General features: G+C 72.2%; 22 protein-coding genes. 6 read left to right on the plus strand and 16 right to left on the minus strand.

The window, feature by feature from the left end:
* Nucleotides 1-66: 66 nt before the first annotated feature.
* From IEZ05_RS20465 to IEZ05_RS20515, 12 genes are all read right to left on the minus strand, one after another.
* The gene (locus IEZ05_RS20465; RefSeq protein WP_189231748.1) at nucleotides 67-1131 is read right to left on the minus strand and encodes a polyprenyl synthetase family protein; all 1065 of its coding nucleotides are present in this window, start codon (nucleotides 1129-1131) and stop codon (nucleotides 67-69) included.
* 68 nt (nucleotides 1132-1199) lie between these two features.
* Entirely contained in the window at nucleotides 1200-2633 is a 1434-nt protein-coding gene (gene hpnE, locus IEZ05_RS20470) for a hydroxysqualene dehydroxylase HpnE (protein ID WP_189231620.1), read from the minus strand.
* The gene (locus IEZ05_RS36385) at nucleotides 2630-2773 is read right to left on the minus strand and encodes a DUF6380 family protein (RefSeq protein WP_229869778.1); all 144 of its coding nucleotides are present in this window, start codon (nucleotides 2771-2773) and stop codon (nucleotides 2630-2632) included. The genes hpnE and IEZ05_RS36385 overlap by 4 nt, the downstream gene beginning before the upstream one ends.
* Nucleotides 2770-3720, minus strand: coding sequence for a presqualene diphosphate synthase HpnD (hpnD, locus tag IEZ05_RS20475; RefSeq protein ID WP_189231621.1), 951 nt, complete (start codon nucleotides 3718-3720; stop codon nucleotides 2770-2772). Before hpnD ends, IEZ05_RS36385 begins: the two co-directional genes overlap by 4 nt.
* Nucleotides 3717-4619 carry a squalene synthase HpnC gene (hpnC, locus tag IEZ05_RS20480; RefSeq protein ID WP_189231622.1) on the minus strand — a complete coding sequence of 301 codons (903 nt, stop codon included), beginning with the start codon at nucleotides 4617-4619 and terminating at the stop codon, nucleotides 3717-3719. The genes hpnD and hpnC overlap by 4 nt, the downstream gene beginning before the upstream one ends.
* Before the next feature lie 360 nt (nucleotides 4620-4979).
* Complete coding sequence (locus tag IEZ05_RS20485; protein ID WP_189231623.1) at nucleotides 4980-5759, minus strand: ABC transporter ATP-binding protein; 780 nt, start codon at nucleotides 5757-5759, stop codon at nucleotides 4980-4982.
* Nucleotides 5752-6681 (minus strand): ABC transporter permease, encoded by a 930-nt coding sequence (locus IEZ05_RS20490; RefSeq protein ID WP_189231624.1) that lies wholly within the window; start codon nucleotides 6679-6681, stop codon nucleotides 5752-5754. The genes IEZ05_RS20485 and IEZ05_RS20490 overlap by 8 nt, the downstream gene beginning before the upstream one ends.
* Before the next feature lie 96 nt (nucleotides 6682-6777).
* A complete protein-coding gene (locus tag IEZ05_RS20495) occupies nucleotides 6778-7650 on the minus strand; it encodes a glycosyltransferase family 2 protein (protein ID WP_189231625.1) in 873 nt (290 codons plus the stop codon).
* An 8-nt stretch (nucleotides 7651-7658) separates the two neighbouring features.
* Nucleotides 7659-8438, minus strand: a complete 780-nt coding sequence (locus IEZ05_RS20500; protein ID WP_189231626.1) for a CDP-alcohol phosphatidyltransferase family protein — start codon at nucleotides 8436-8438, stop codon at nucleotides 7659-7661.
* Nucleotides 8416-9480, minus strand: a complete 1065-nt coding sequence (locus IEZ05_RS20505; RefSeq protein ID WP_189231627.1) for an iron-containing alcohol dehydrogenase family protein — start codon at nucleotides 9478-9480, stop codon at nucleotides 8416-8418. The genes IEZ05_RS20500 and IEZ05_RS20505 overlap by 23 nt, the downstream gene beginning before the upstream one ends.
* A complete protein-coding gene (locus IEZ05_RS20510; protein WP_189231628.1) occupies nucleotides 9468-10220 on the minus strand; it encodes a phosphocholine cytidylyltransferase family protein in 753 nt (250 codons plus the stop codon). The genes IEZ05_RS20505 and IEZ05_RS20510 overlap by 13 nt, the downstream gene beginning before the upstream one ends.
* Nucleotides 10217-12052 (minus strand): DUF5941 domain-containing protein, encoded by a 1836-nt coding sequence (locus tag IEZ05_RS20515; protein WP_189231629.1) that lies wholly within the window; start codon nucleotides 12050-12052, stop codon nucleotides 10217-10219. The genes IEZ05_RS20510 and IEZ05_RS20515 overlap by 4 nt, the downstream gene beginning before the upstream one ends.
* Before the next feature lie 452 nt (nucleotides 12053-12504).
* On the opposite strand from IEZ05_RS20515, the gene IEZ05_RS20520 reads away from it, so the two are divergent.
* Together IEZ05_RS20520 and idi are read left to right on the plus strand one after the other, a co-directional pair.
* A complete protein-coding gene (locus IEZ05_RS20520; protein ID WP_189231630.1) occupies nucleotides 12505-13443 on the plus strand; it encodes a cation diffusion facilitator family transporter in 939 nt (312 codons plus the stop codon).
* A 329-nt stretch (nucleotides 13444-13772) separates the two neighbouring features.
* Entirely contained in the window at nucleotides 13773-14366 is a 594-nt protein-coding gene (gene idi / locus IEZ05_RS20525) for an isopentenyl-diphosphate Delta-isomerase (protein ID WP_189231631.1), read from the plus strand.
* Between the two features lie 9 nt (nucleotides 14367-14375).
* On the opposite strand, the gene IEZ05_RS20530 is transcribed toward idi, so the two are convergent.
* Nucleotides 14376-14828 carry an ATP-binding protein gene (locus IEZ05_RS20530; RefSeq protein ID WP_189231749.1) on the minus strand — a complete coding sequence of 151 codons (453 nt, stop codon included), beginning with the start codon at nucleotides 14826-14828 and terminating at the stop codon, nucleotides 14376-14378.
* A 204-nt stretch (nucleotides 14829-15032) separates the two neighbouring features.
* On the opposite strand from IEZ05_RS20530, the gene IEZ05_RS20535 reads away from it, so the two are divergent.
* Nucleotides 15033-15788 (plus strand): enoyl-CoA hydratase/isomerase family protein, encoded by a 756-nt coding sequence (locus IEZ05_RS20535; RefSeq protein ID WP_189231632.1) that lies wholly within the window; start codon nucleotides 15033-15035, stop codon nucleotides 15786-15788.
* Here IEZ05_RS20535 and IEZ05_RS20540 read toward each other — a convergent pair.
* Together IEZ05_RS20540 and IEZ05_RS20545 are read right to left on the minus strand one after the other, a co-directional pair.
* Complete coding sequence (locus tag IEZ05_RS20540) at nucleotides 15775-16410, minus strand: DJ-1/PfpI family protein (RefSeq protein WP_189231633.1); 636 nt, start codon at nucleotides 16408-16410, stop codon at nucleotides 15775-15777. The genes IEZ05_RS20535 and IEZ05_RS20540 overlap by 14 nt on opposite strands.
* 39 nt (nucleotides 16411-16449) lie before the next feature.
* Nucleotides 16450-17409: a GlxA family transcriptional regulator gene (locus IEZ05_RS20545; RefSeq protein ID WP_189231634.1), complete on the minus strand. Its 960-nt coding sequence runs from the start codon at nucleotides 17407-17409 to the stop codon at nucleotides 16450-16452.
* Between the two features lie 113 nt (nucleotides 17410-17522).
* On the opposite strand from IEZ05_RS20545, the gene IEZ05_RS20550 reads away from it, so the two are divergent.
* From IEZ05_RS20550 to IEZ05_RS20555, 3 genes are all read left to right on the plus strand, one after another.
* Nucleotides 17523-18392: an SCO6745 family protein gene (locus IEZ05_RS20550; RefSeq protein ID WP_189231635.1), complete on the plus strand. Its 870-nt coding sequence runs from the start codon at nucleotides 17523-17525 to the stop codon at nucleotides 18390-18392.
* 94 nt (nucleotides 18393-18486) lie between these two features.
* Nucleotides 18487-18612 (plus strand): LPFR motif small protein, encoded by a 126-nt coding sequence (locus tag IEZ05_RS36825; RefSeq protein ID WP_267889763.1) that lies wholly within the window; start codon nucleotides 18487-18489, stop codon nucleotides 18610-18612.
* Nucleotides 18613-18728: 116 nt separating this feature from the next.
* Nucleotides 18729-21092: a Tex family protein gene (locus IEZ05_RS20555; RefSeq protein ID WP_189231636.1), complete on the plus strand. Its 2364-nt coding sequence runs from the start codon at nucleotides 18729-18731 to the stop codon at nucleotides 21090-21092.
* 161 nt (nucleotides 21093-21253) lie between these two features.
* On the opposite strand, the gene IEZ05_RS20560 is transcribed toward IEZ05_RS20555, so the two are convergent.
* On the minus strand, nucleotides 21254-22900 hold the full coding sequence (locus IEZ05_RS20560) for an ABC-F family ATP-binding cassette domain-containing protein (protein ID WP_189231637.1): 1647 nt from the start codon (nucleotides 22898-22900) through the stop codon (nucleotides 21254-21256).
* Nucleotides 22901-22918 lie beyond the last annotated feature (18 nt).

Below are 22918 nucleotides of genomic sequence, written 5' to 3' on the forward strand. Positions count from 1 at the left end.
CGGCCGGTGCTGTGTTTCCCGCGACACCGGCCGGCGACTACGCGAGGGCTATTCGACCGATAGTGATCATCTCTTTCGTACGACGACGAAGTCCGCGAGCGCCGTGAACCGGTCCCGTACCCGGTCGGGCATGTCGACGGTGTCGAGGGCTTCGATGGCGATGGTGTGCTGGCGGCGCGCCTCGTCGGCGGTCCACTCGCGCCCGCCCGCCTCCTCGATGAGGGCGGCACGGGCCGCGAACTCCTCCTCGGAGAAGTTCGCGAAGTCGCTGCTCTTGGCGTCGGCGGCGAGGATCTCGCCGAGCCGCTCGGAGGCGGGGCCGCCCGCGGCCAGGGCGGCCACGACCGGGAGGGACTTCTTGCGCTGGCGCAGGTCGCTCCAGGTCTGCTTGCCGGTGGCGTCCGGGTCGCCCCAGATGCCGAGGAGGTCGTCGACGGCCTGGAAGGCCAGGCCGAGGTGGTAGCCGTAGGTCTCCAGCCTGTCGGCGGTGTGCTCGTCGGCGCCGCCGAGGACCGCGCCGATGGAGCTGGCGGAGGCGAGCAGGGCGCCGGTCTTGTTGCCCTCCATCTCCAGACACTCCGCGACGCTGACCCGGTCGCGGTGCTCGTAGGAGATGTCCTGGGCCTGACCGTCGATCAGGGCGCGGGAGGCGCGGGTCAGGCGGCGGGTGGCACGGCCGGCGTCGACGGTGCCGAGTTCCAGCAGCACCTCGTTGGCCAGGGCGAACAGGGCGTCGCCGACCAGGATGGCCTGGGCGGGGCCGTGCACCTTCCACACGGTGTCCCGGTGGCGGCGCTGTTCGTCGCCGTCCATCAGGTCGTCGTGCAGGAGGGAGAAGTTGTGCACCAGCTCCACGGCGACCGCGCCGGGTACCCCGACCTCGGGCGCTGCACCGGTGACCTCGGCGGAGAGCACCGCGAGCGCGGGACGGACGGCCTTGCCGCCGTCGCCGTCCGCGGGGTTGCCCTGGGCGTCGATCCAGCCGAAGTGGTAGGCGGCGACGGTGTCCATGGGGGGCGCCAGGCGGTCGACGGCCGCTCGCAGGACCGGCGTGGCCAGCGTCCGGCCGCGCTCCAGCAGCGCGGCCACGTCCACCGTGGTCCGTCGATCGGCCTTCGGGGCCGGGGGCACAGTGGACACAGTCTCTCCTCCAGTTGCGGTACCGGGAGTGCGGGAGTCGGTCCCACGCGGATCGGTTTTCATGCCGCCTCCTCGAAATCGGGCAGGCGGTCGCGGGACCGGCCCAGGGCGGCGAGCACGGCTCCCGCCGCCCCGACACCGCTGCGGACGGCACTCTCCATGGTCGCGGGCCACCCGGTGGCGGTCCACGCACCGGCCAGGTACAGGCCGGGGGCCTTGGTACGGGGGCCGGGCCTGAGCCGGCCGACACCGGGGGCCGGCGCGAAGGTCGCGGTGCGCTCCCTGGTCACGAAGAAGTCCTTCACCTCGGCGCCCCGGGCGCGGGGCAGCAGGCGCTCCAGTTCCGGCAGGTAGCGCTCGCGCAGCGTGGCCACGGGTGTGTCGATCTCGTCCTGCGCGGTCGACTGGGACAGCGCCAGGTACTGACCGTCCTTCAGGCCGGAGGCCTCGGTGCGGTCGAACACCCACTGCACCGGGGTGCCGAGGGCCGTGAGGAAGGGCGTGGCGAGCACCTTCCGGTCGTAGATCACGTGGACGTTGAGGATCGGGGCGGTGCCGATCTCCAGCAGCTGCCCGGGGGCGTCGAGGGCGCCCGGGGGCAGGAGTTCGTGCGCCTCGCGCTGCGGTACGGCGAGGACGACGGCGTCCGCCAGAAGCGTTTCACCGGGAACCTGAACGCTCCACTCCCCATTTCCGTGTCGGAGGACGGAGGTGACGCGTGTACGGACCTCGGTACGGACGCCCGCGGAGTCGAGCGCCTTGCGGGCCAGCCGGTCGTGCAGTTCACCGAGCGGGACGCGGGCCCAGCCGATGTCGGCCGCGCCCGGGTCGGACAGCAGACCGGTCTTGAACACCATCGCGGCGAGTCCCAGCGAGGCGTCGCCCGCGGCCGCGTTCAGGGTGGCGACCCCGACCAGGTCCCACAGGGCCTCGACGGCCCGCGCCGACTGGCCGTGGGCGGTCAGCCAACTGCCGAAGTCCTGGCTGTCCAGCGCCGGATCGGTGAGGTCGAGCCCCTTGAGCGCGAGCGCGGCACGCCCGACCCGGGCGCGCTCGGCGAGCGAGAGGTGCGGATACGTGGCGAGGCTGCGCCCCAGGTGCAGGGGTACGGGCAGCGCGTCGCGCCGCAGCCGGCCGAGCCGTCGGCCCTCGGGCCTGGCCAGGTCGACGACGGGCACGTCGAGACGTTCCTGCACCGGAGCGAGCGCCGTCCCCTCGATGCGGTCGAGGAACCAGCGGTAGGCGGTGCAGCAGCGCAGGTACACGTGCTGGCCGTTGTCGACGGTCAGGTCGCCGCGCCGGAAGGAGAAGGCGAGCCCGCCCAGACGCGGCCGTCCCTCCAGCAGGGTGACGCGGACCCCGGCGTCGGCGAGGGCGAGCGCGGCGGTGACACCGGCGAGTCCGCCGCCGACCACGACGGCGCGTCTGCCGGCCGGGACGGCGGACACGTCCGTGAGCGGCCCGTCGTCACGCGTGCCGTTGCCGTGGGTCATCGTGCACCTTTCCCTGCCCGGTCGCCGTGGTGTGTGAACGCTGTACGGCAGACCGTCTCAGTCAGGGACGCCGCCCGCCACCGGAGGGTTGCCCGCCGTTCCGCGCCGTGCGTGCCGCCGTGGACCGGTGTGCCGCTCACGGGCGCCTCCTGACGGACCGCCGGGCCACGTGCCGGGTGTCCAGTCCGGACAGGCCGCGCACGGCGACGTACGCCTTCTCGCGTCCGGGCAGCGAGACCCGGCCGCGCAGCACGGCCTCCGGGTCGCGCTCGATGCGGTCCAGGAGGCGGCGGTAGATGCCGGCCATGGCGGCGACACAGGCACCGCTGCGCCGGTCGAGCATCGGGAGCAGCCGGTACCCCTCGGCGAAGAGGGCGCGGGCCCGGCGTACCTCGAAGTGCACGAGTCCCGCGAAGTCGGAGCCCTCCGGTGGCACCGGCCCGCCGAACCCGGCCGAGCAGCCGAACTTGGCCAGGTCGTCGGCGGGCAGGTAGGTGCGCCCGTCCTCCGCGTCCTCGCGGACGTCCCGGAGGATGTTGGTGAGCTGGAGCGCGAGCCCGAGCGTGTCGGCATATTCGGGCGCGCGCTCGGCGCCGCGCGCCCCCGGTTCGGTGCCGAAGACGCCGAGCGAGAGACGTCCGATGGCACCGGCCACGCAGCGGCAGTAGACCCTCAGGTCGTCCCAGGTCTCGTAGGTCTCGCCGCGCAGGTCCATCTGGACGCCGTCGATCAGTTCGTCCAGGCCGCCCAGCGGAATCGGGAACTGCCGCGCGGCGTGGGTGAGGGCGACGGCCACGGGGTCGGTGTCGTCCTCGTCGACCGCGCCGTCGTGGACGCGTCCGAGCAGCGACCGGGTCTCCTCCAACCGGGCGACCTTGACGTCCGCCGCGAGATCGCCGTCGCCGATGTCGTCGACGCGGCGCGAGAACGCGTAGAGCGCCGACATCGCCCGGCGCTTGGCCGTCGGCAGGAGCCGGATGCCGTAGGCGAAGTTCCGGGCCTGTTGTCCGGTGACGGTCTCGCAGTAGCTGTACGCGGCGAGTACCGGTGCGGACACGTGTGCTGACGACTCCACGGTCCGGATCACCCCTCTCCTCGCAGGGTCGCGCCCACCTCGCGCAGCAACCGGACCTTACCGGGCTTGGGCGGGCCGGGCAGTACGTCGTGTCCGGCGGCGGTGATCGCCCCGAGGGCCGCTCGTCCCCCGGCCACGAAACCCGCGAGCAGCAGCCTCAGCCTTCCGTGGACGCTTCCCACCAGGGGGGAGCCTTCGTTCAGCAGTTCGCGGGCGCGCCCGGCCTCGAAGGCGATCAGGGCGCGCACCGACGCGCCCGCGGTGGGTGCGGCGAGGTCCGCCTCCTGGACGCGGAAGCGCTTCATGTCCTCGGCGGGCAGGTAGACGCGGTCCCGGGTGAGGTCCTCGGCGACGTCCTGGAGGTGCTCGACGATCTGCAGGGCCGTGCAGATCCGGTCGGAGTGGCGGATCCGCTCGGGGGTCGAGGTGCCGGTGACGGCGAGGACGAGGCGGCCGACCGGGTTGGCGGACAGCTCGCAGTAGGCGAGGAGGTCGTCGTAGGTCTCGTACCGGCCGACCAGCTGGTCCTGGCGGTTGGCGGCGATGAGGCCGAGGAAGGGCTCGGGGGTGAGCGAGCGGCGGCGCACGGTGGGCTGCAGGCGCCGCAGCAGGGGGTGGCGGGGCGTGCCGTCGAAGACCCTGCGCAGGTCGGCCTCGAAGGCGTCCAGCATCAGCAGCCGGTCGTCGGCGCTGTCGTCGGGGACGCCGAGGAGGCGGGCGTCGGCGCCGCCGGGGGCCAGGTCGCCGTCGCCGATGTCGTCGACCAGGCGGGCGAAGCCGTAGACGGCCATGAGGTCGGTGCGCCAGTCGCGGGGCAGGAAGAAGGGCGCCACGGGGAAGTTCTCGCTCGCGGCCTTGTCGAGCGTGCCGCGCTCCGGGTCGGCGGCGTGCGCCGTGTCGGTCACCGTCATCGCCGGCTGCCCGGGACGGGGACGGCGCACGCTTCGCGGAGCAGGGGAGTTTCCGTAGCCATTGCCGTCACATCTCCCGTTCTACACTGCCGACCCAATACACACTATTTCGGACACGCCGCCCGGCCGCCCGCACGGCAGGCCCGCTCGAGGGTGACGGGCATTATCGCCCCATGTGCCGCGTTTCGGGACCGGTACAGCTTACGTTGTACAACTCACCGAGTTCCGCCGGGGTGCTCTGCGCACCACCACAACACACCGGTCGGCTTCAAGATTCCTCGTCCGGCCAGGAGTTGACGTTTCCTTTGCAGACGCGGGGCCCCGCCGGAACAGTTCCGGCGGGGCCCCGGGCGTGTCGGGTTACTTGCCCGTGAACTTCTCGTACTCCTTGAGGACCTCGTCGGTCGGCCCGTCCATGCGCAGTTCGCCGCGTTCCAGCCACAGGACGCGGTTGCAGGTGTCGCGGATGGACTTGTTGTTGTGGCTGACCAGGAAGACCGTGCCGGCCTCCTTGCGCAGCTCGCGGATGCGCTCCTCGGAGCGCGTCTGGAACTTGCGGTCACCGGTGGCCAGCGCCTCGTCGATCATGAGGACGTCGTGGTCCTTGGCGGCGGCGATGGAGAAGCGCAGGCGGGCGGCCATGCCGGAGGAGTAGGTGCGCATCGGCAGGGTGATGAAGTCGCCCTTCTCGTTGATGCCGGAGAAGTCGACGATGTCCTGGTAGCGGGCCTTGATCTCCTCGCGGGTCATGCCCATGGCGAGGCCGCCCAGGATGACGTTCCGCTCGCCGGTCAGGTCGTTCATCAGGGCCGCGTTCACGCCGAGCAGGGAGGGCTGGCCGTCGGTGTAGACCTTGCCCTTCTCGGCGGGCAGCAGGCCGGCGATGGCCCGCAGCAACGTCGACTTGCCCGAGCCGTTGGAGCCGATCAGGCCGATGGCCTCGCCCCGGTAGGCGACGAACGAGACGCCCCGCACGGCGTGCACCTTGCGCACGCCCCGCTCCTGCCCCCGCTTCACGATGCGGCTGAGGGCCGCGGTGGCGCTGCCCTTGCCGGTCTTGGCGCCGTTGACGCGGTAGACGATGTGGACGTCGTCCGCGATGACCGTCGGCACCCGCTCGCCCTGCTGCTGCTCAGCCACGGCCGTACCTCTCCTCCGCCTTCCAGAAGTACACGAAGCCGCCCACGGCGAGCAGCACGGCCCAGCCGAGCGCGACCGCCCACACGTGCGGCGGCAGGTTCTCGGAGCCGTACCCGTCGATCAGCGCGAAGCGGATCAGGTCCATGTAGACGGCCGCCGGGTTCCACTGGAGCACGTCGGCCAGCCAGCCCGGCTTGTCCTTCAGCATGATCGGGATGGAGAACATGACGCCCGACGCGTACATCCAGGTGCGCATGATGAACGGCATGAGCTGGGCGAGGTCCGGGGTCTTCGCCCCCATCCGCGCCACGATCAGCGCCAGCCCCATGTTGAACAGGAACTGCAGGACGAGCGCCGGTACGACCAGCAGCCAGGACAGGGAGGGATAGCTGCCGAAGCCGATGACGACCGCGAACATGACGATCATCGAGGCCAGCAGTTGCTGGAGCTGCTGGAGCGCGAAGGAGACCGGCAGCGAGGCGCGCGGGAAGTGCAGCGCCCGCACCAGGCCGAGGTTGCCGGAGATCGCGCGCACGCCCGCCATCGCCGACGACTGCGTGAAGGTGAAGACGAACACGCCGGTGACCAGGAACGGGATGTAGACGTCCTTGGGCATCCCGCGGCCGGCGTCCAGGATCAGGCCGAAGATCAGGAAGTAGACGAGCGCGTTCAGCAGCGGCGTGGCCACCTGCCACAGCTGGCCGAGCTTGGCCTGGCTGTACTGAGCGGTCAGCTTCGCCTGGGAGAAGGCGAGGATGAAGTGCCGCCGCCCCCAGAGCTGACGGACGTACTCGACGAGGGACGGCCGGGCGCCGCTCACGGACAGCCCGTACTTGGCGGCGAGGCGTGCCGCCGTGAGGCCCTCGTCGGGCGACACGGGCCTGGTCATCGCGACCGTGCCGTCGTGCGTTGTCTCACTCACTAGTGGAAACTTTCGTCTTCGTCGATGCGTGGCCGGTACGGGCCCGGCATGAGTCCGTCGGCCTCGGGCGGCCGGGTGCTCTCGGGTACGAGCTTGTCAGATCACGGGAGGCCGGCCCAGCCGGGTCAGCCGCCACACCGTACGCCACTTCATGGGCCGGCGAGGACCGCAAGGGGTGCCCCAGCCCTCACGGAACCCGCCGAACCAGGCCTTCAGGGCCGGGCGCGAGGGACGGCGCAGCAGCGTGAGCAGCAGCCACACCCCGAGGTAGACCGGCACGAGGAGCGCGGGGAGGTTGCGGCGGGCGAGCCAGACGCGGTTGCGGGCGACCATGCGGTGGTAGACCGCATGCCGCGAAGGCGCCGTCGTCGGGTGGTACAGCACCATGTCGGAGCGGTAGTCGATCATCCAGCCGGCGTCGAGGGCCCGCCATGCCAGGTCGGTCTCCTCGTGGGCGTAGAAGAACTCGCCCGGCAGGTTTCCGACCTCCGCGAGGACGCGGGTGCGAACGGCGTTGGCGCCGCCGAGGAAGGTGGTCACCCGGGAGGAGCGCATCGGGTCGGAGGCGCGCAGGCGCGGCACGTGCCGGCGCTGGGTCTCGCCGGTGTCCGGGTCGGCGATGCGGAAGCTGATGATGCCGAGCTCCGGGTCGTCCGTGAACGCCTTGCGGCACAGCTCCGCGGTGTCGGTGCGGGCGAGCAGGCCGTCGTCGTCCAGGAAGAGCAGGACGTCGACGTCGGTGCCGCCGGGGCCGAAGGCCTCGATGCCGACGTTGCGGCCGCCGGGGATGCCCAGGTTCTCCGGCAGCTCGACGGTGCGGACGCCGGCGGGCACCTCCGGGACGGGCGAGCCGTTGCCGACCACGACCACCTCGACCGGGTCGCCGTCCTGCTTGGCGACCGAGTCGAGCAGGGCGCGCAGCTCCTCGGGGCGGTTGCCCATCGTGATGACGACAGCGCCCACCTTCATGGCCGCGCTCACTTGAGCCTGCTGGAGGCGAGGACGGACACGAGGTGCAGCAGGGTCTGGAGCAGGGCGATCCCGGCGAGTACGGCGGTGCCGAGGCGGGTGAAGAACAGGTCGCCGCGGGCCTGGTCGACGACGGCGAGGACCAGGATCAGCAGGGACGCCTCGATGCCGAGGATCAGCCGGTGGAACTTGAGCGCCCCGGCGGCCCGGCGGGCCAGCGCCATGCCGGAGGAGCGGATCTCGGAGGCGGACTCCTTGACCGGGGCCATCCCGGCCTGGTGGCGGGCGACGCCGACCAGGTCGGTCTCGGCCTTGATCAGGATGGCGCCGAGAGCGGCCAGGGTGCCGAGGAAGGCCCACAGCCAGTCGATCCGGCCCGTGCCCCAGATGTCGGCGGCGCGCAGGCCGAGCCCGACCAGGACCGCGGCGTCGGTGAGGTAGGCACCGACGCGGTCCAGGTAGACGCCGCCGAGCGAATACTGCTTCTTCCAGCGCGCGACCTCGCCGTCGACGCAGTCCAGCAGCAGGTACAGCTGGACCGCCACCACACCGAGCACGGCGCCCCAGATGCCCGGCACCAGCAGGGCCGGGGCCGCGAGGACGCCGCAGACGGTCATCAGGTACGTGAGCTGGTTGGGCGTGATCCTGGTGTTCACCAGGTAGCGGTCGATCCGCAGCGAGACCTCGCGCATGTAGAGGCGTCCCGCCCAGTGCTCACCGCTGCGCCGGTCCTTGACCCCCGCGGGATGGACGACCGGGCGTAGTTCAGCTACCGATGGCCTTGACATAGTCGGCGTACATGTCCTTGATCTGGTCGGTCGTGAGGGCGAGGTGTTCGAGGATCGTGTAGCGGCCCGGCCGGGTCTGGGGCGCGAAGTCGACGGCCTCCACGAACTCGTCGAGGTCGAAGCCGATCTCGCCCGGCAGTACGGGCAGCCCGTGGTGGCGCAGCACGTCGGCCATCTGCCCGGCCGTCTCCCGGTCGCCGCGCAGGAACGTGGCGAAGGCGCCGCCGAGGCCGCACTGCTCGCCGTGGAGCGCGCTGCGCTTGGGGAACCGCAGGTCGAACGCGTGACTGATCTCGTGGCAGGCGCCCGACGCGGGACGGCTGTCCCCGGCCACCGACATGGAGATGCCGCACAGCACCAGGGCCTCGGCCAGCGTCGTCAGGAACGTGTCGTCGCCTATGCCGCCGGGGTGGCGCAGCACCGCCTCGGCCGCCTGGCGGGCCATCGCGGCGGCCAGGCCGTCGACCTTCTCACCGGTCTCGCGGTGCGACAGCTCCCAGTCGGCCACAGCGGAGATCTTGCAGATCACGTCGCCGATGCCGGCCCGGACGTAGCGCACCGGGGCCTCACGGATCACATCGAGGTCGATGACGATGCCGATCGGGTTGGGCACACCGTAGGAACCGCGGCCCGCGTCGTTGTCGAGGGTGGCGACCGGCGAGCACAGCCCGTCGTTGGCCAGATTGGTGGCCACCGCGACCAGTGGCAGGCCCACCCGGGCCGCCGCGTACTTGGCGCAGTCGATGACCTTGCCGCCGCCGACACCGACCACCGCGTCGTAGCGGCCGGACTTCTTGATGGAGTCGGCGAGCCGGACGGCACCGTCGATGGTGCCGTCGGCGTCCGCGAACCAGTCCGCGCCAGGGAAGGCCGGGCCGAACCGGTCCCGCAGCACCTGGCCGGAGCCGTTGCTGATGGCGAAGGCCAGACGCCCGGAGGGCGAGATCCGCTCGTCGGAGAGGATCACGGCCAGGTCGTCGAGCGCCCCCGGCCGGATGTCGACGACCAGCGGCGAGGGGATGAGCCTCGTCAGTACTGGCACGCGATCTCCCGTCCCTTGGCGAGGTCGTCGTGGTTGTCGATCTCGACCCACTTGACGTCGCCGATGGGCTCCACGTCGATCCGGAAGCCGCGGTTGACCAGCTCCTGGTAACCGTCCTCGTAGTACAGCTGCGGGTCGCGCTCGAAGGTGGTCCTCAGCGCGTCGGCCAGCTCCACGGCGGCCTCGCCCTCGATGAGGGTGACGCCGATGTACTCGCCGGTCGCCTCGGCCGGGTCCATCAGCTTGGTGATGCGCTGGACGCCCTTGTCGGGGTCGACGACGACCTTCATCTCCTCCTCGGCGAGGGACTTCACCGTGTCCAGCGCCAGGATGATCTTCTTGCCGTCGCCGCGGGCGGCGAGCAGGGTCTTCTCGACGGAGACCGGGTGCACGGTGTCGCCGTTGGCGAGGATCACGCCGTCCTTGAGGGCGTCACGGCCGCACCACAGGGAGTAGGCGTTGTTCCACTCCTCGGCCTTGTCGTTGTCGATGAGGGTGAGCTTGACGCCGTACTTCTGCTCCAGCGCCTCCTTGCGCTCGTACACGGCCTCCTTGCGGTACCCGACGATCACCCCGACCTCGGTGAGGCCGACCTCGGCGAAGTTGCCCAGGGTCAGGTCCAGCACCGTGATGTCGTCCTCCGCGCCCTCGGGGCCGACCGGGACCAGTGCCTTGGGCAGGGTGTCGGTGTAGGGGCGCAGACGGCGTCCGGCGCCGGCCGCCAGCACGAGGCCGATCATGCGGGTTCTCCTTCGTCGTGTACGGCGGGTGCGCCGACCTTGTGGGCGGCGACCCAGAAACGGGTGCTCTCGACGAGCACCACGAGGGCGACGGCCACGGCGAGCACCGTGAGCGCGACCTTGAAAGCGGAGGCGGTGAGCAGCACGGCCAGCACCGTGACCAGCAGCGTGCGGCCGTCGTGCCCCCCGATCGCCCGCACCAGCCAGTGCGGGGGCGCACCCGCGTTGCCGCGGATGCGGTAGACCGTGTCGTAGTGATGGTAGGCGACCGCGGCCACCAGCCCGAAAGCCGCCGGAAGCGCCCCGTTCACGTCCGCCTTCGCCGCCAGTACCAGTACGGTGCCGTACTCGGCGGCGCGGAGGAAGGGCGGGACCAGCCAGTCGAGGGCGCCCTTGAGGGGGCGGGCGACGGCGAGGGCGGACGTCAGCACGTAGACGATCGCGGCGACGGCCGGCCAGGGGCCGCCGAAGCCGGTGAACGCGGCCGTCGCGACGACGGCGGCGCCGCCGAGGAGGGCGACGACGGGGGCGGTGAAGCCGGGCAGCCGGCGGGCGGGCCCTCGCAGGCCCGCGGCGACGGCCTCGGCGAGCGGGCCGGAGTCGGCGAGGTCGGCCAGCGCCTTCGCGGCCCGGTCGGTGCGGGTGGCCCTGCGGGTCAGCGAGCGCAGGACGCGGCCGGCCGTGGTGTAGGTCGCGGCGAACGCGCAGCCGATCAGCAGCGCGTAGAAGGTGATCCGGGGGGTGGTGGCCGCGGTCAGGACGGCGATCATGGCCCAGCGTTCGCCGATGGGCAGGACGATCATGCGGCGTACCCAGACCGTCCAGCCGACGCTGTCGAGCTTGTCGGAGAGGGCCGCGGTGGGGCTGGCCAGCGACAATTTACCGAGCGCGGTGGCGTCGTGGTTGGCCTCGTTGAAGGAGAAGTCCACGACGTGCCGGCAGGTCTGGAGGACCATCGCGCCGAGGGCGAGGGCCCATACGTCGTCGCCGCCGCGGGCGGCGCCGAGGGCGAGGCCCGCGTAGTAGGCGTACTCCTTGGCACGGTCGAAGGTGGCGTCCAGCCAGGCGCCGAGCGTGGAGTACTGCAGGGAGTAGCGGGCGAGCTGCCCGTCGGTGCAGTCGAGGACGAAGGAGGCGATCAGCAGGACGCCGGCGGCGACGAAGCCGCCGCGGGTGCCGGTGGCCGCGCAGGCCGCCGCTATGAGCGCGGTGAGCAGCGAGGCGGTGGTGACCTGGTTGGGGGTCAGTCCGCGTCGCGCGCACCAGCGGGCGATGTAGCGGGAGTAGGGGCTGATCAGGAAGGTGGTGACGAAGCCGTCGCGGGCCTTGACCGCCGACTTCAGGCGTACGGCCTCGTCGTCGACGGAGGCGACGGCCTGCCGTGCCTCGTTGCGGGCCTGCGGGTCGGTGGGGACGACGGCGACGAGACTGCCTAGTTCCGGCCGGTGCACGTCGGCGCCGTCGGCGTCGAGCGCGGTGACGATCCGGTCGGCGAGGCTGTCGACGGCCACCACCGCCGTACCGCTGCCCGCGGAGCTCTCCCGGGCCATCGCGCGCGTGAGCGCCTGGCGGGCGTCCGGCTGGGCGGTCACCGCGCCGGGGATCGCGGCGAGCGGGAAGCGGGGGTCGGTGAGGCCGAGGCGGAGGGCGTGCAGATGACCCACGAAGCGGGCGTCCACCACGGCGACGCGCTCTCCGCCGGGCACCCGGGCGAGCAGCGTCTCGGCGTCCGCCGTGTCGGAGGCGAGCCGCACGTCGAAGCCGAGGGACCGCAGCTCGCTCTCGACGGACGAACCGGGGACCGGCTGGCCGGTGAGGATGGCGGTCGACAACCGAACTCACTCCCTGGTGCCGACGCCAGTGCGCCGGCCTGTGCATGGTGGAGCGCCCGTGCCTGGGGCACCCGGGCGGCATGTCGGCAGAGGTTATCGGATGCCCGGAACACCGTGTTCACCGCCCGTTTCACGGTCAGTCGACGCCGCTTGCACCCGCCTTAGCCGCGATCATCATCGGGGATCCGGGGCCCGCCCCACAAACCGCGCTCCCCAAACGGACATCAAGGGCATCGCGCAGTGTCGAGGGGTGTGCGCGGAGGGTCAGGACGCCACGCGGGCGCATAGGCGGACGCATCGCCTCCCGTCACGGCCCCGCATCTGGGCAACGCTCTGACCTGCGTAACGTTTTTGCAGGTCAAGGCATATGACAACGGTGTTCAGTGCCGCGTTGCCCTATACCCCCCACCCGTAGTTGACTGGGGGCTCCGCGGACAAGGGAGGCGGCTTTCATGGGGGCTGGGCACGATCACGGGCACGCGCACGGCGCGCACGGCGGCGGTACGGCGACGGCCGCGTACCGCGGCAGGCTGCGGGTCGCGCTGGCGATCACGCTCACCGTCATGGTCGTCGAGATCGTCGGCGGTGTGCTCGCCGACTCGCTCGCGCTGGTCGCCGACGCGGCGCACATGGCGACGGACGCCCTGGGGCTGGGCATGGCGCTGCTGGCGATCCACTTCGCGGGCCGGCCGCCGAGCGACCGGCGCACCTTCGGCTACGCCCGTGCGGAGATCCTTGCGGCCCTGGCGAACTGTGTGCTGCTGCTCGGGGTCGGCGGGTACGTCCTGTACGAGGCGATCGAGCGGTTCGTCACACCGGCCGGCACCGCGGGCGGGCTGACCGTCGTCTTCGGCGCGATCGGTCTGGTGGCGAACATGGTGTCGCTGACGCTGCTGATGCGCGGCCAGAAGGAGAGTCTGAACGTGCGGGGCGCCTTCCTGGAGGTGGCGGCGGACGCGCTGGGTTCGCTGGCGGTGATCATCTCGGCGCTGGTCATCCTGGGCACGGGCTGGCAGCCGGCCGACCCGATCGCGTCCCTGGTGATCGGTCTGATGATCGTGCCGCGCACGTGGCGGCTGCTGCGCGAGACGCTGGACGTGCTGCTGGAGGCGGCGCCGAAGGGCGTGGACATCGCCGAGGTGCGCGCCCACATTCTGGCGCTGGACGGCGTCGAGGACGTCCACGACCTGCACGCGTGGACCATCACCTCGGGCATGCCGGTGCTGTCGGCGCACGTGGTGGTGAGCGGCGAGGCGCTGAGCGCGATCGGTCACGAGAAGATGCTGCACGAGCTGCAGGGCTGCCTGGGCGACCACTTCGACGTGGAGCACTGCACCTTCCAGCTGGAGCCCAGCGGGCACGCGGAGCACGAGGCACGGCTGTGCCACTGAGGCCTGGCCGGGGGCGCCTCGTCGGTCGGGCTGCTTGTCGGGGGCGGGGGCGGGGGCGGGGGGCGTGGGTGGGCGGGGGGTGCGCCGGGGAATGCCGCCGTCCGCCGGTCTGCCGCCGCCTGTCTCCCCCGGCGCTCCGCTCGGTCGCGCCCGGGGCGGTTCCCGGCGGGTGAGGCCGGGCACGATCTTCCATCGGGCCCCCTCGGCGTTCGACCGGTGACGGCCGCTGCCCGCGCCACCGCGCGGGACATGCGGGTGTGCCGGAAGTGCCGGGAGTACCGAATGCGTGGGGCACACTTGGGGCGCGAGGACCGATGTGAAGGATGGGTATGCCGATCACTCCTGCCACCGCGACGCACAGTTCGTCGAACGGCACCGCAGACGCGATTTTGCTGGAACTGGTCGACGAGAACGGCGTGACGGTCGGTACCGCGGAGAAGCTCGCCGCGCACCAGCCGCCGGGACAGCTGCACCGCGCCTTCTCCGTGTTCCTCTTCGACGAGCGCGGCAGGCTGCTGCTCCAGCAGCGGGCCCTGGGCAAGTACCACTCCCCCGGCGTGTGGTCCAACACCTGCTGCGGTCACCCCTACCCTGGTGAGGCGCCGTTCGCCGCCGCGGCCCGGCGGACGTTCGAGGAGCTCGGTGTCTCGCCGTCGCTGCTCGCCGAGGCGGGCACGGTGCGCTACAACCACCCGGATCCGGCCTCGGGACTGGTCGAGCAGGAGTACAACCACCTGTTCGTCGGCCTGGTGCAGGCAGCGCCGCGGCCCGACCCGGAGGAAGTGGCCGAGACGGTCTTCGTGACCCCGGACGAGCTGGCCGTACGGCACGCCGAGGACACCTTCTCGGCGTGGTTCATGACGGTGCTGGACGCGGCACGGCCCGCCGTCCGCGAGCTGACGGGTGCCTCCGCCGGCTGGTGAGCGGGCCCGCTAGCGCGGGGCGTGCTTGAGCGGCAGGGCGGCCCAGATCACCTTGCCGCCGCTCGCCGTGTGGGCCACGTCGCACGCCCCGCCCGCCTCGAGGGTGATCTCCCGGACCAGGAGCAGCCCGCGCCCGCCCGTCCGGCCGTGGTCCGTCTCCAGGGCGGTCGGGCGGTAGGGGTGGTTGTCCTCGACGGACACCCGGACCCACTCGGGCCCGACGGCGACCTCCACGGCGAGGGTGGGCGACAGCACCGCCGCGTGCCGGACGGCATTGGTGACCAGCTCCGAGACGATCAGCAGCAGGCCCTGGGTCACCTCGTCGGAGACCGGCACGCCCTGGCGTACCAGCAGGTCCCGGACGGCGTGCCGGGCCTGCGGGACCGAGGCGTCGACGGCGGGCGCGGTGAACCGCCAGACGCCTTCGTACGGCAGCGGTTGTGTGGGCCCGGTCTCGTCCATCGTCCGGTCGCCACCCTCGGGCTCGATTGTCACCACACCCCAGAGTGTTGGTAACGCGTCCCTCCGCACCGGAGAACTGAACACAAGTCGGCATGTATCGAACGGTTCTGATCGTTGGCGTATGCCCGGGTCAGTCGTGGGACCGTTCCTGTCCGCTTGCACCTGCTCCGCGAACCGTTCGGACGGATGGATAGCATCCGGCCCATGGAGCCACGTCTGCTGCACCGGGTGTCCGACTCGGTCGCCACCGTCGTCGTCCACCACCCGGCCAAGCGCAATGCCATGACGGCCGCGATGTGGCGGGCGCTGCCGGAGCTGCTCGCCTCCCTGGCGGGCGACCCCGCGGTGCGGGCGCTGGTGCTCACCGGTGAGGGCGCGACGTTCTGCGCCGGTGCCGACATCTCGACCCTGCGGGACTCCGCGGAGGAGGCGCAGCTGCTCGCCGTACGCGCCGAGGAGGCCCTCGCGGCCTTCCCCAAGCCGACACTGGCGGCGATCCGCGGTCACTGCGTGGGCGGCGGAGCCCAGTTGGCGGCGGCCTGCGATCTGCGGTTCGCCGAGGAGGGTGCCCTGTTCGGGGTCACCCCCGCCAAGCTCGGCGTGGTGTATCCGGCGTCGGCGACCCGGCGGCTGGTGGCGCTGGTGGGTCCGGCCACCGCGAAATACCTGCTGTTCTCCGGCGAACTGATCGACGCCGGGCGGGCGCTGCGCACGGGGCTGATCGACGAGGTACTGCCGGGGGACGAACTCGACAAGCGGGTCGCCGAGTTCACCCGCGTCCTGGTCTCCCGCTCGCAGTTGACGCAGGCGGCGGCGAAGGAGTTCGCGAACGGTCGCACCGACCGGGACGAGCACTGGGCCGCGCAGGCACGCGGCAGCGGCGACACCGCCGAGGGTGTCGCCGCGTTCCTGGAGCGCAGGCAGCCGAGCTTCGGTTGGAGCGTGCCTACGTCAGGGTGAACCGGTTCCGGGTGTGGAACTCCTCGACGAGGTGCGCGGGGGCCTTCTGCGGTGACCCGGCGTCGTAGGGCGGCTGCGGGTCGTACTCCGTCAGCAGCTGGACCGCCTGGGCGTGCTCGTCGCCGGCGATCCGGCCCACCAGGGTGAGGCCCATGTCGATGCCGGAGGAGACGCCGGCCGCGGTGACGTACTTGCCGTCGGTGACCACCCGCTCCCCCGTCGGCTCGGCGCCGAACCGCTTCAGCAGGTCCAGGGCCAGCCAGTGCGAGGTGGCCCGGCGGCCGGTGAGCAGTCCCGCCGCGGCGAGCAGCAGGGAGCCGGAACACACCGAGGTGGTCCAGGTACTGGCGGCGTCGGCGGCGCGCAGCCAGTCCAGCAGGGCCTCGTTGTCCATCTGCGCCTGTTGACCTGGACCGCCCGGCACGAGGACCACGTCCGGGCTCGGTACGTCCGCCAGGGTCCGGTCGGCGGTCAGCGCGAGGCTTCCCGTGTCGTTGCGCACGGGGCCGGTCCGCTCGGCGGCGAAGACGGTCTCCGCGTCCGGGATACGGCTCAGGACCTCGTAGGGGCCCACGGCGTCGAGGGCGGTGAAGCGGTCGAAGAGGACGATGGCGATCTGCATGTGTTTCCTTTCGTGTGCACTCGGTGAACGGGGGCGTCGTCAGCGGGCGGCCGCGGGCCGGAACCGGCGGCGGTACTCGGCCGGTGAGGTGCCGAGCGCCCTGACGAAGGCGCGGCGCATGGCCTCCGGCGTGCCGTAGCCGCTGACACGGGAGATCTCCTCGACGCCGTCGGCGCTGTCCTCCAGCAACCGGCGGGCGTGTTCGAGGCGCACCCGGTCGACGTACCGGCCGGGCGTCGTGCCGGTCTCGGCCTGGAAGGCGCGGGCGAAGTGACGCGGGGAGAGGGCGGCGCGGGCGGCCAGGGACTCGACGCTCAGGTCGGCGCCGGGGTGCTCGGTGATCCACTGCTGGACCTCGCGGAGCGGCTCGCGACGCGCGGTCTGGGCGGCGAGCTGGGCACTGAACTGGGCCTGATTGCCGGGCCGGCGCAGGAAGACCACCAGGTGCCGGGCGACGGTGAGGGCGGCGTCCCTGCCGAGGTCCTCCTCCACCAGGGCCAGGGAGAGGTCGATACCGGACGTCACACCGGCGGACGTGACGACGTGGCCGTCGCGGACGTAGATCGGGTCGGGATCGACCTCGACGGCCGGATGGTCACGGGCGAGCCGGTCGCAATAGGCCCAGTGGGTGGTGGCGCGGCGGCCGTCCAGCAGACCGGCCGCCGCGAGCAGGGCGGCCCCGGTGCAGACGGACACCAGGCGCGGGGCGCCGGGCCCGTGCTCGCGCAGCCACCCGATCAGGCGCGGGTCCGGATTCCGGGTGCCCCGGCCGCCGGGGACCAGCAGGGTGTGCGGGGCGGGCGCCCCGGTGAGGGCCCGGTCCGGTACGACGGTCAGACCGCTGGACGTGCGCACGGGAGCACCGTCCAGCGAGGCGGTGCGGATGCGGTACGTGCCCGGTGTGTGCTGCTCGGCGCCCGCGAAGACCTCCACGGGACCGGTGACATCGAGGCTCTGGACGTCGTCGAAGAGGACGACGAGAACGGTGCGCTGCGCCATGCCGCCGATTCTTCGGCCGCCCGACGACGGCCGCAATGACGAGTACCCCACCTTTCCTGCCATGCCTCCCACCCCCCTGGAGGACGTACTGAGCGGTTGGTAACGTGCCGAGCATGACAACCGCCGCCCTCGACGCCCGCGCCGGCCGCCGCTGCCACAACGCGCTGAACTCGCTCCACTCGACGCACTACTTCTCGCCCGACGTGGGCCGGGAGCTGGCCGCCCTCGGGGTCACCGACCCCCGCGCCGTCAACTTCGCGGTGCGTGCCGCCGCGCTCGGCCCGGTCGGGGCCGGCGCCGTGACGGCGACGTTCTACAACTACAAGCACGACCTGGTGGCGCGGCACGTCCCCGCCGTGTGGGAGACCGTCACGCCCGCCCAGGTCCTGGCGGCGCGCACACGCGCCGTCGACGCGACGCTGCGCCGCCTGCTCGGCGAGGAGGCCGTGGCGTCCGCGGAGATGGCGGAGGCGGCCGAGCTGGCGCTGCGGGCCGCCGAGGGCTGCTCGCGCAACGCCCGCCCGCTGTACTCGGCCCACGCCGACCTGCCCGTACCCGGCGAGCCGCACCTCGCGCTGTGGCACGCGGCGACCCTGCTGCGCGAGCACCGGGGCGACGGGCACCTCGCCGCGCTGCTGGCCGCGGGCCTCGACGGCCTGGAGGCGCTGGTGACGCACACCGCCACCGGCAAGGGCATGACGCCGAAGTGGGTCTTCACCACCCGCGGCTGGAACCAGGAGGAGTGGGACGCGGCGTCGGACCGGCTGCGGGGCCGCGGGCTGCTCGACGACGCCGGCGAGCTGACCGAGCAGGGCGTTGCCCTGCGCGACGGGATCGAGCGGGAGACGGACCGGATGGACGAGGCCCCGTACGCGCACCTGGGCGCGGAGGGCGTGGCACGTCTGACGGAGCTCGGGACCGCCTTCGCGCGCCGGGCACTCGCCGCCGGCGCCTTCCCGAAGGACCTGCTCGGCAAGCGCTGAGCAGGTCCTCCGCGCGCACGGGGCATGCCGAGCCGATCGCGAGGTACCCGTACTACTCCCGGCCGGAGGGGCCGGGAGAGGAAAGGGGCTTTTCGTGTTCCGTGCCATCGCAGACGTCCTGCGCCAGATCGGTGGCGCCATCGCCACCGTCGTCACGCTTCCCTTCCGGGCCCTGGCCCGGCTCTTCGGCGGGGCCTCGTCCTCGACCCGCAGGGCCTGATGCCGCGTCCCGGTACCGTCCCGCCGCGACGGGCCCGGGTGGCGCCCTGATCCCCGATTGTCGGCTCCACCTGCCACAATTGCCGCGCAACCTCTGTGAGAAGGCGGTACGGGATCGTGACGACACCCGGGTCCAGCGCGTCCATCGACGTGCGGTCCATCGAAAGCAGGATCGCCGAGGAGCTCGGCGTACGGGAGCGGCAGGTGAAGGCCGCGGTGGAGCTGCTCGACGGCGGCTCGACGGTGCCCTTCATCGCCCGCTACCGCAAGGAAGCGACCGAGATGCTCGACGACGCGCAGCTGCGCACGCTCGAGGAACGGCTGCGCTATCTGCGGGAGCTGGAGGAGCGGCGTACGGCGATCCTCGACTCGGTGCGCGAGCAGGGCAAGCTCAGCGAGGAGCTGGAGGCCCGGATCCGTGAGGCGGAGACCAAGGCCCGCCTGGAGGACATCTACCTGCCGTTCAAGCCCAAGCGGCGCACGAAGGCGCAGATCGCCCGGGAGGCCGGTCTGGAGCCCCTCGCCGAGGGCCTGCTCGCCGACCCGTCGGTGGATCCGCTCGCCGCGGCCGCCGCGTTCGTCGACGCCGGCAAGGGCGTGGCCGATCCGCAGGCCGCCCTGGACGGCGCCCGGTCGATCCTCACCGAGAAGTTCTCGGAGGACGCCGACCTGATCGGCGAGCTGCGCGAGCGGATGTGGGTGCGCGGGCGGCTCGCCGCCAAGGTGAAGGCGGGCAAGGAGGAGGCCGGCGCCAAGTTCGCCGACTACTTCGACTTCGCCGAGCCGTTCACCGAGCTGCCCTCGCACCGGATCCTCGCGATGCTGCGCGGCGAGAAGGAGGACGTCCTCGACCTCGTCCTGGAGCCCGAGGAACCGGCCGACGGGCCGTCGTCGTACGAGGGCATCGTCGCCAACAGGTTCGGGATCTACGACCGCGGCCGGCCCGGCGACAAGTGGCTCCAGGACACGGTCCGCTGGGCCTGGCGCACGCGCATCCTGGTCCACCTCGGCATCGATCTGCGGCTGCGGCTGCGCACGGCCGCCGAGGACGAGGCGGTGAACGTCTTCGCCGCCAACCTGCGCGATCTGCTGCTGGCCGCCCCGGCCGGTACGCGTGCGACGCTCGGCCTCGACCCGGGCTTCCGCACGGGTGTCAAGGTCGCCGTGGTCGACGCGACCGGCAAGGTCGTGGCCACGGACGTGATCCACCCGCACGTCCCGGCCAACCGGTGGGACGAGGCGATCGCCAAGCTGGCGCGGCTGGCGAAGGAGCACGCGGTCGAGCTGGTCGCGATCGGCAACGGTACGGCGTCCCGCGAGACGGACAAGCTCGCCGGTGAACTCATCACCAAGCACCCCGAGTTGAAGCTCACCAAGGTGATGGTGTCCGAGGCGGGCGCCTCGGTGTACTCGGCGTCGGCCTTCGCCTCGCAGGAACTGCCCGACATGGACGTGTCGCTGCGCGGTGCCGTGTCGATCGCGCGGCGGCTCCAGGACCCGCTGGCCGAGCTGGTGAAGATCGACCCGAAGTCGATCGGCGTCGGCCAGTACCAGCACGATCTGTCCGAGGTGAAGCTGTCGCGTTCGCTCGACGCGGTGGTCGAGGACTGTGTGAACGGCGTGGGCGTGGACGTCAACACGGCCTCCGCGCCGCTGCTGGCCCGCGTCTCCGGCATCACCTCCGGGCTCGCCGAGAACATCGTGGCGCACCGGGACGCGAACGGGCCGTTCCGGTCGCGGACCGAGCTGAAGAAGGTGTCACGGCTCGGGCCGAAGGCGTACGAGCAGTGCGCGGGCTTCCTGCGGATCCGGGGCGGTGACGACCCGCTGGACGCGTCCAGCGTGCACCCCGAGGCGTACCCGGTGGTACGGCGGATGGTGAAGACCGTCGGCCAGGAGGTGGCCGGTCTGATCGGCAACACCTCGGTGCTGCGGTCGCTGAGGCCGGCGGAGTTCGTGGACGAGAAGTTCGGTCTGCCGACGGTGAGCGACATCCTGAAGGAGCTGGAGAAGCCGGGGCGCGACCCGCGGCCGGCTTTCAAGACGGCCACCTTCAAGGAGGGCGTGGAGAAGATCTCCGACCTGGCGTCCGGGATGGTCCTGGAGGGAGTGGTCACGAACGTGGCCGCGTTCGGGGCGTTCGTGGACGTCGGTGTGCACCAGGACGGGCTGGTGCACGTGTCCGCGATGTCGAAGACGTTCGTGAAGGATCCGCGGGATGTGGTGAAGCCCGGGGACATCGTGAAGGTGAAGGTGCTGGACGTCGACATTCCGCGGAAGCGGATCTCGTTGACGTTGCGGTTGGACGACGAGGCCGCTCCGCAGGGGGAGCAGAAGCGGGAGCCGCGGCAGGGGGCCCGGCCTCCCAAGCAGCGGCAGCAGCAGCGGCAGGGCTCCGGGGGGAAGGGGCGGTCCTCGGGGGCGCCGGCACCTTCCAACGGGGCGATGGCCGACGCGTTGCGGCGGGCCGGGCTGGCGTAGGCCTCCGGCGTGGTGGCGGGGGGTGGGTGCGCGGCCCGGCGTTGCGGGGTGCCTCCCCCACCGCCCACCCGTGCCGCCCCTGGGGGTACCTCCCAGGCCGTTCAGGCCCTGGGGGAGGCACGACCGCCCGCAGCTGCGGCGGCCTGCAGCTGCGACTGCGGCTAGGCCGGCGTCTCCGTCACCTTGCCGTCTGTGACCTCCAGGCGGCGGGTGACGTGGACGGCGTTCAGCATGCGGCGGTCGTGGGTGATCAGGAGGAGCGTGCCCTCGTAGGCGTCCAGGGCTGATTCCAGTTGCTCGATGGCCGGCAGGTCCAGGTGGTTCGTCGGCTCGTCGAGGACCAGGAGGTTGACGCCTCTGCCCTGGAGGAGGGCCAGGGCGGCCCTCGTGCGTTCGCCCGGGGAGAGGGTCGACGCCGGGCGCATGACGTGGTCCGCCTTGAGGCCGAACTTGGCCAGGAGGGTGCGGATCTCGGCCGGCTCGACATCGGGCGTCGCCGTGCGGAAGGCGTCGAGCAGGGACTCGGGCCCGTGGAACAGTGCGCGGGCCTGGTCCACCTCGCCGAGCAGGACCCCCGAGCCCAGCGCCGCGTGTCCGGCGTCGAGCGGGACGCGGCCCAGGAGCGCGCCGAGCAGCGTGGACTTGCCGGCGCCGTTGGCTCCCGTCACCGCCACGCGGTCCGCCCAGTCGATCTGGAGGGAGACCGGGCCGAGCGTGAAGTCGCCGCGCCGGACCTCCGCGTCGCGCAGCGTGGCGACCACCGCGCCGGAGCGCGGCGCCGACGCGATCTCCATGCGCAGGTCCCACTCCTTGCGCGGCTCCTCGACGACGTCCAGGCGCTCGATCATGCGCTGGGTCTGGCGGGCCTTGGCGGCCTGCTTCTCGCTGGCCTCGCTGCGGAACTTGCGGCCGATCTTGTCGTTGTCGTTGCCCGCCTTGCGCCGGGCGTTCTTGACGCCCTTGTCCATCCAGGTGCGCTGCATCTGCGCCCGGTCCTGGAGGGCCGCGCGCTTGTCGGCGTACTCGTCGTACTCGTCGCGGGCGTGCCGGCGGGCCACCTCGCGTTCCTCCAGGTAGGCCTCGTAGCCGCCGCCGTAGAGGTTGATCTGCCGCTGGGCCAGATCCAGTTCGAGCACCTTGGTGACGGTGCGGGTGAGGAACTCGCGGTCGTGGCTGACGACGACGGTGCCGGCGCGCAGGCCGGTCACGAAGCGTTCGAGGCGTTCCAGGCCGTCCAGATCGAGGTCGTTGGTCGGCTCGTCGAGCAGGAAGACGTCGTAGCGGGACAGGAGGAGGGAGGCGAGGCCCGCCCGTGCCGCCTGGCCGCCGGACAGGGACGTCATCGGCTGGTCCAGGTCCACCGTCAGGCCCAGGGCGTCGGCGGTCTCCCCGGCTCGGTCGTCGAGGTCGGCGCCGCCGAGGGCGAGCCAGCGCTCCAGGGCGGTCGCGTAGGCGTCGTCGGCGCCGGGGGCGCCGTCCACCAGGGCCTGGGTGGCCTCGTCCATGGTGCGCTGCGCCTCGGTGACGCCGGTGCGGCGGGCGAGGAACGCGCGGACGGTCTCGCCGGGCCGGCGCTCCGGCTCCTGCGGGAGGTGGCCGACGGTGGCGCTCGGCGGGGACAGGCGCAGCTCGCCCTGTTCCGGGGTGGTGAGGCCGGCGAGCATCCGCAGGAGGGTGGACTTGCCGGCGCCGTTGGCCCCGACGAGTCCGATCACGTCGCCGGGGGCGACGACGAGGTCGAGCCCGGTGAACAGGGAGCGGTCTCCGTGGCCGGCGGCGAGGTTCTTGGCGACGAGGGTGGCAGTCATCAGACCGTCGATCCTAAC

This window comes from Streptomyces flaveolus, from assembly GCF_014648815.1.
GTDB lineage: Bacteria > Actinomycetota > Actinomycetes > Streptomycetales > Streptomycetaceae > Streptomyces > Streptomyces flaveolus.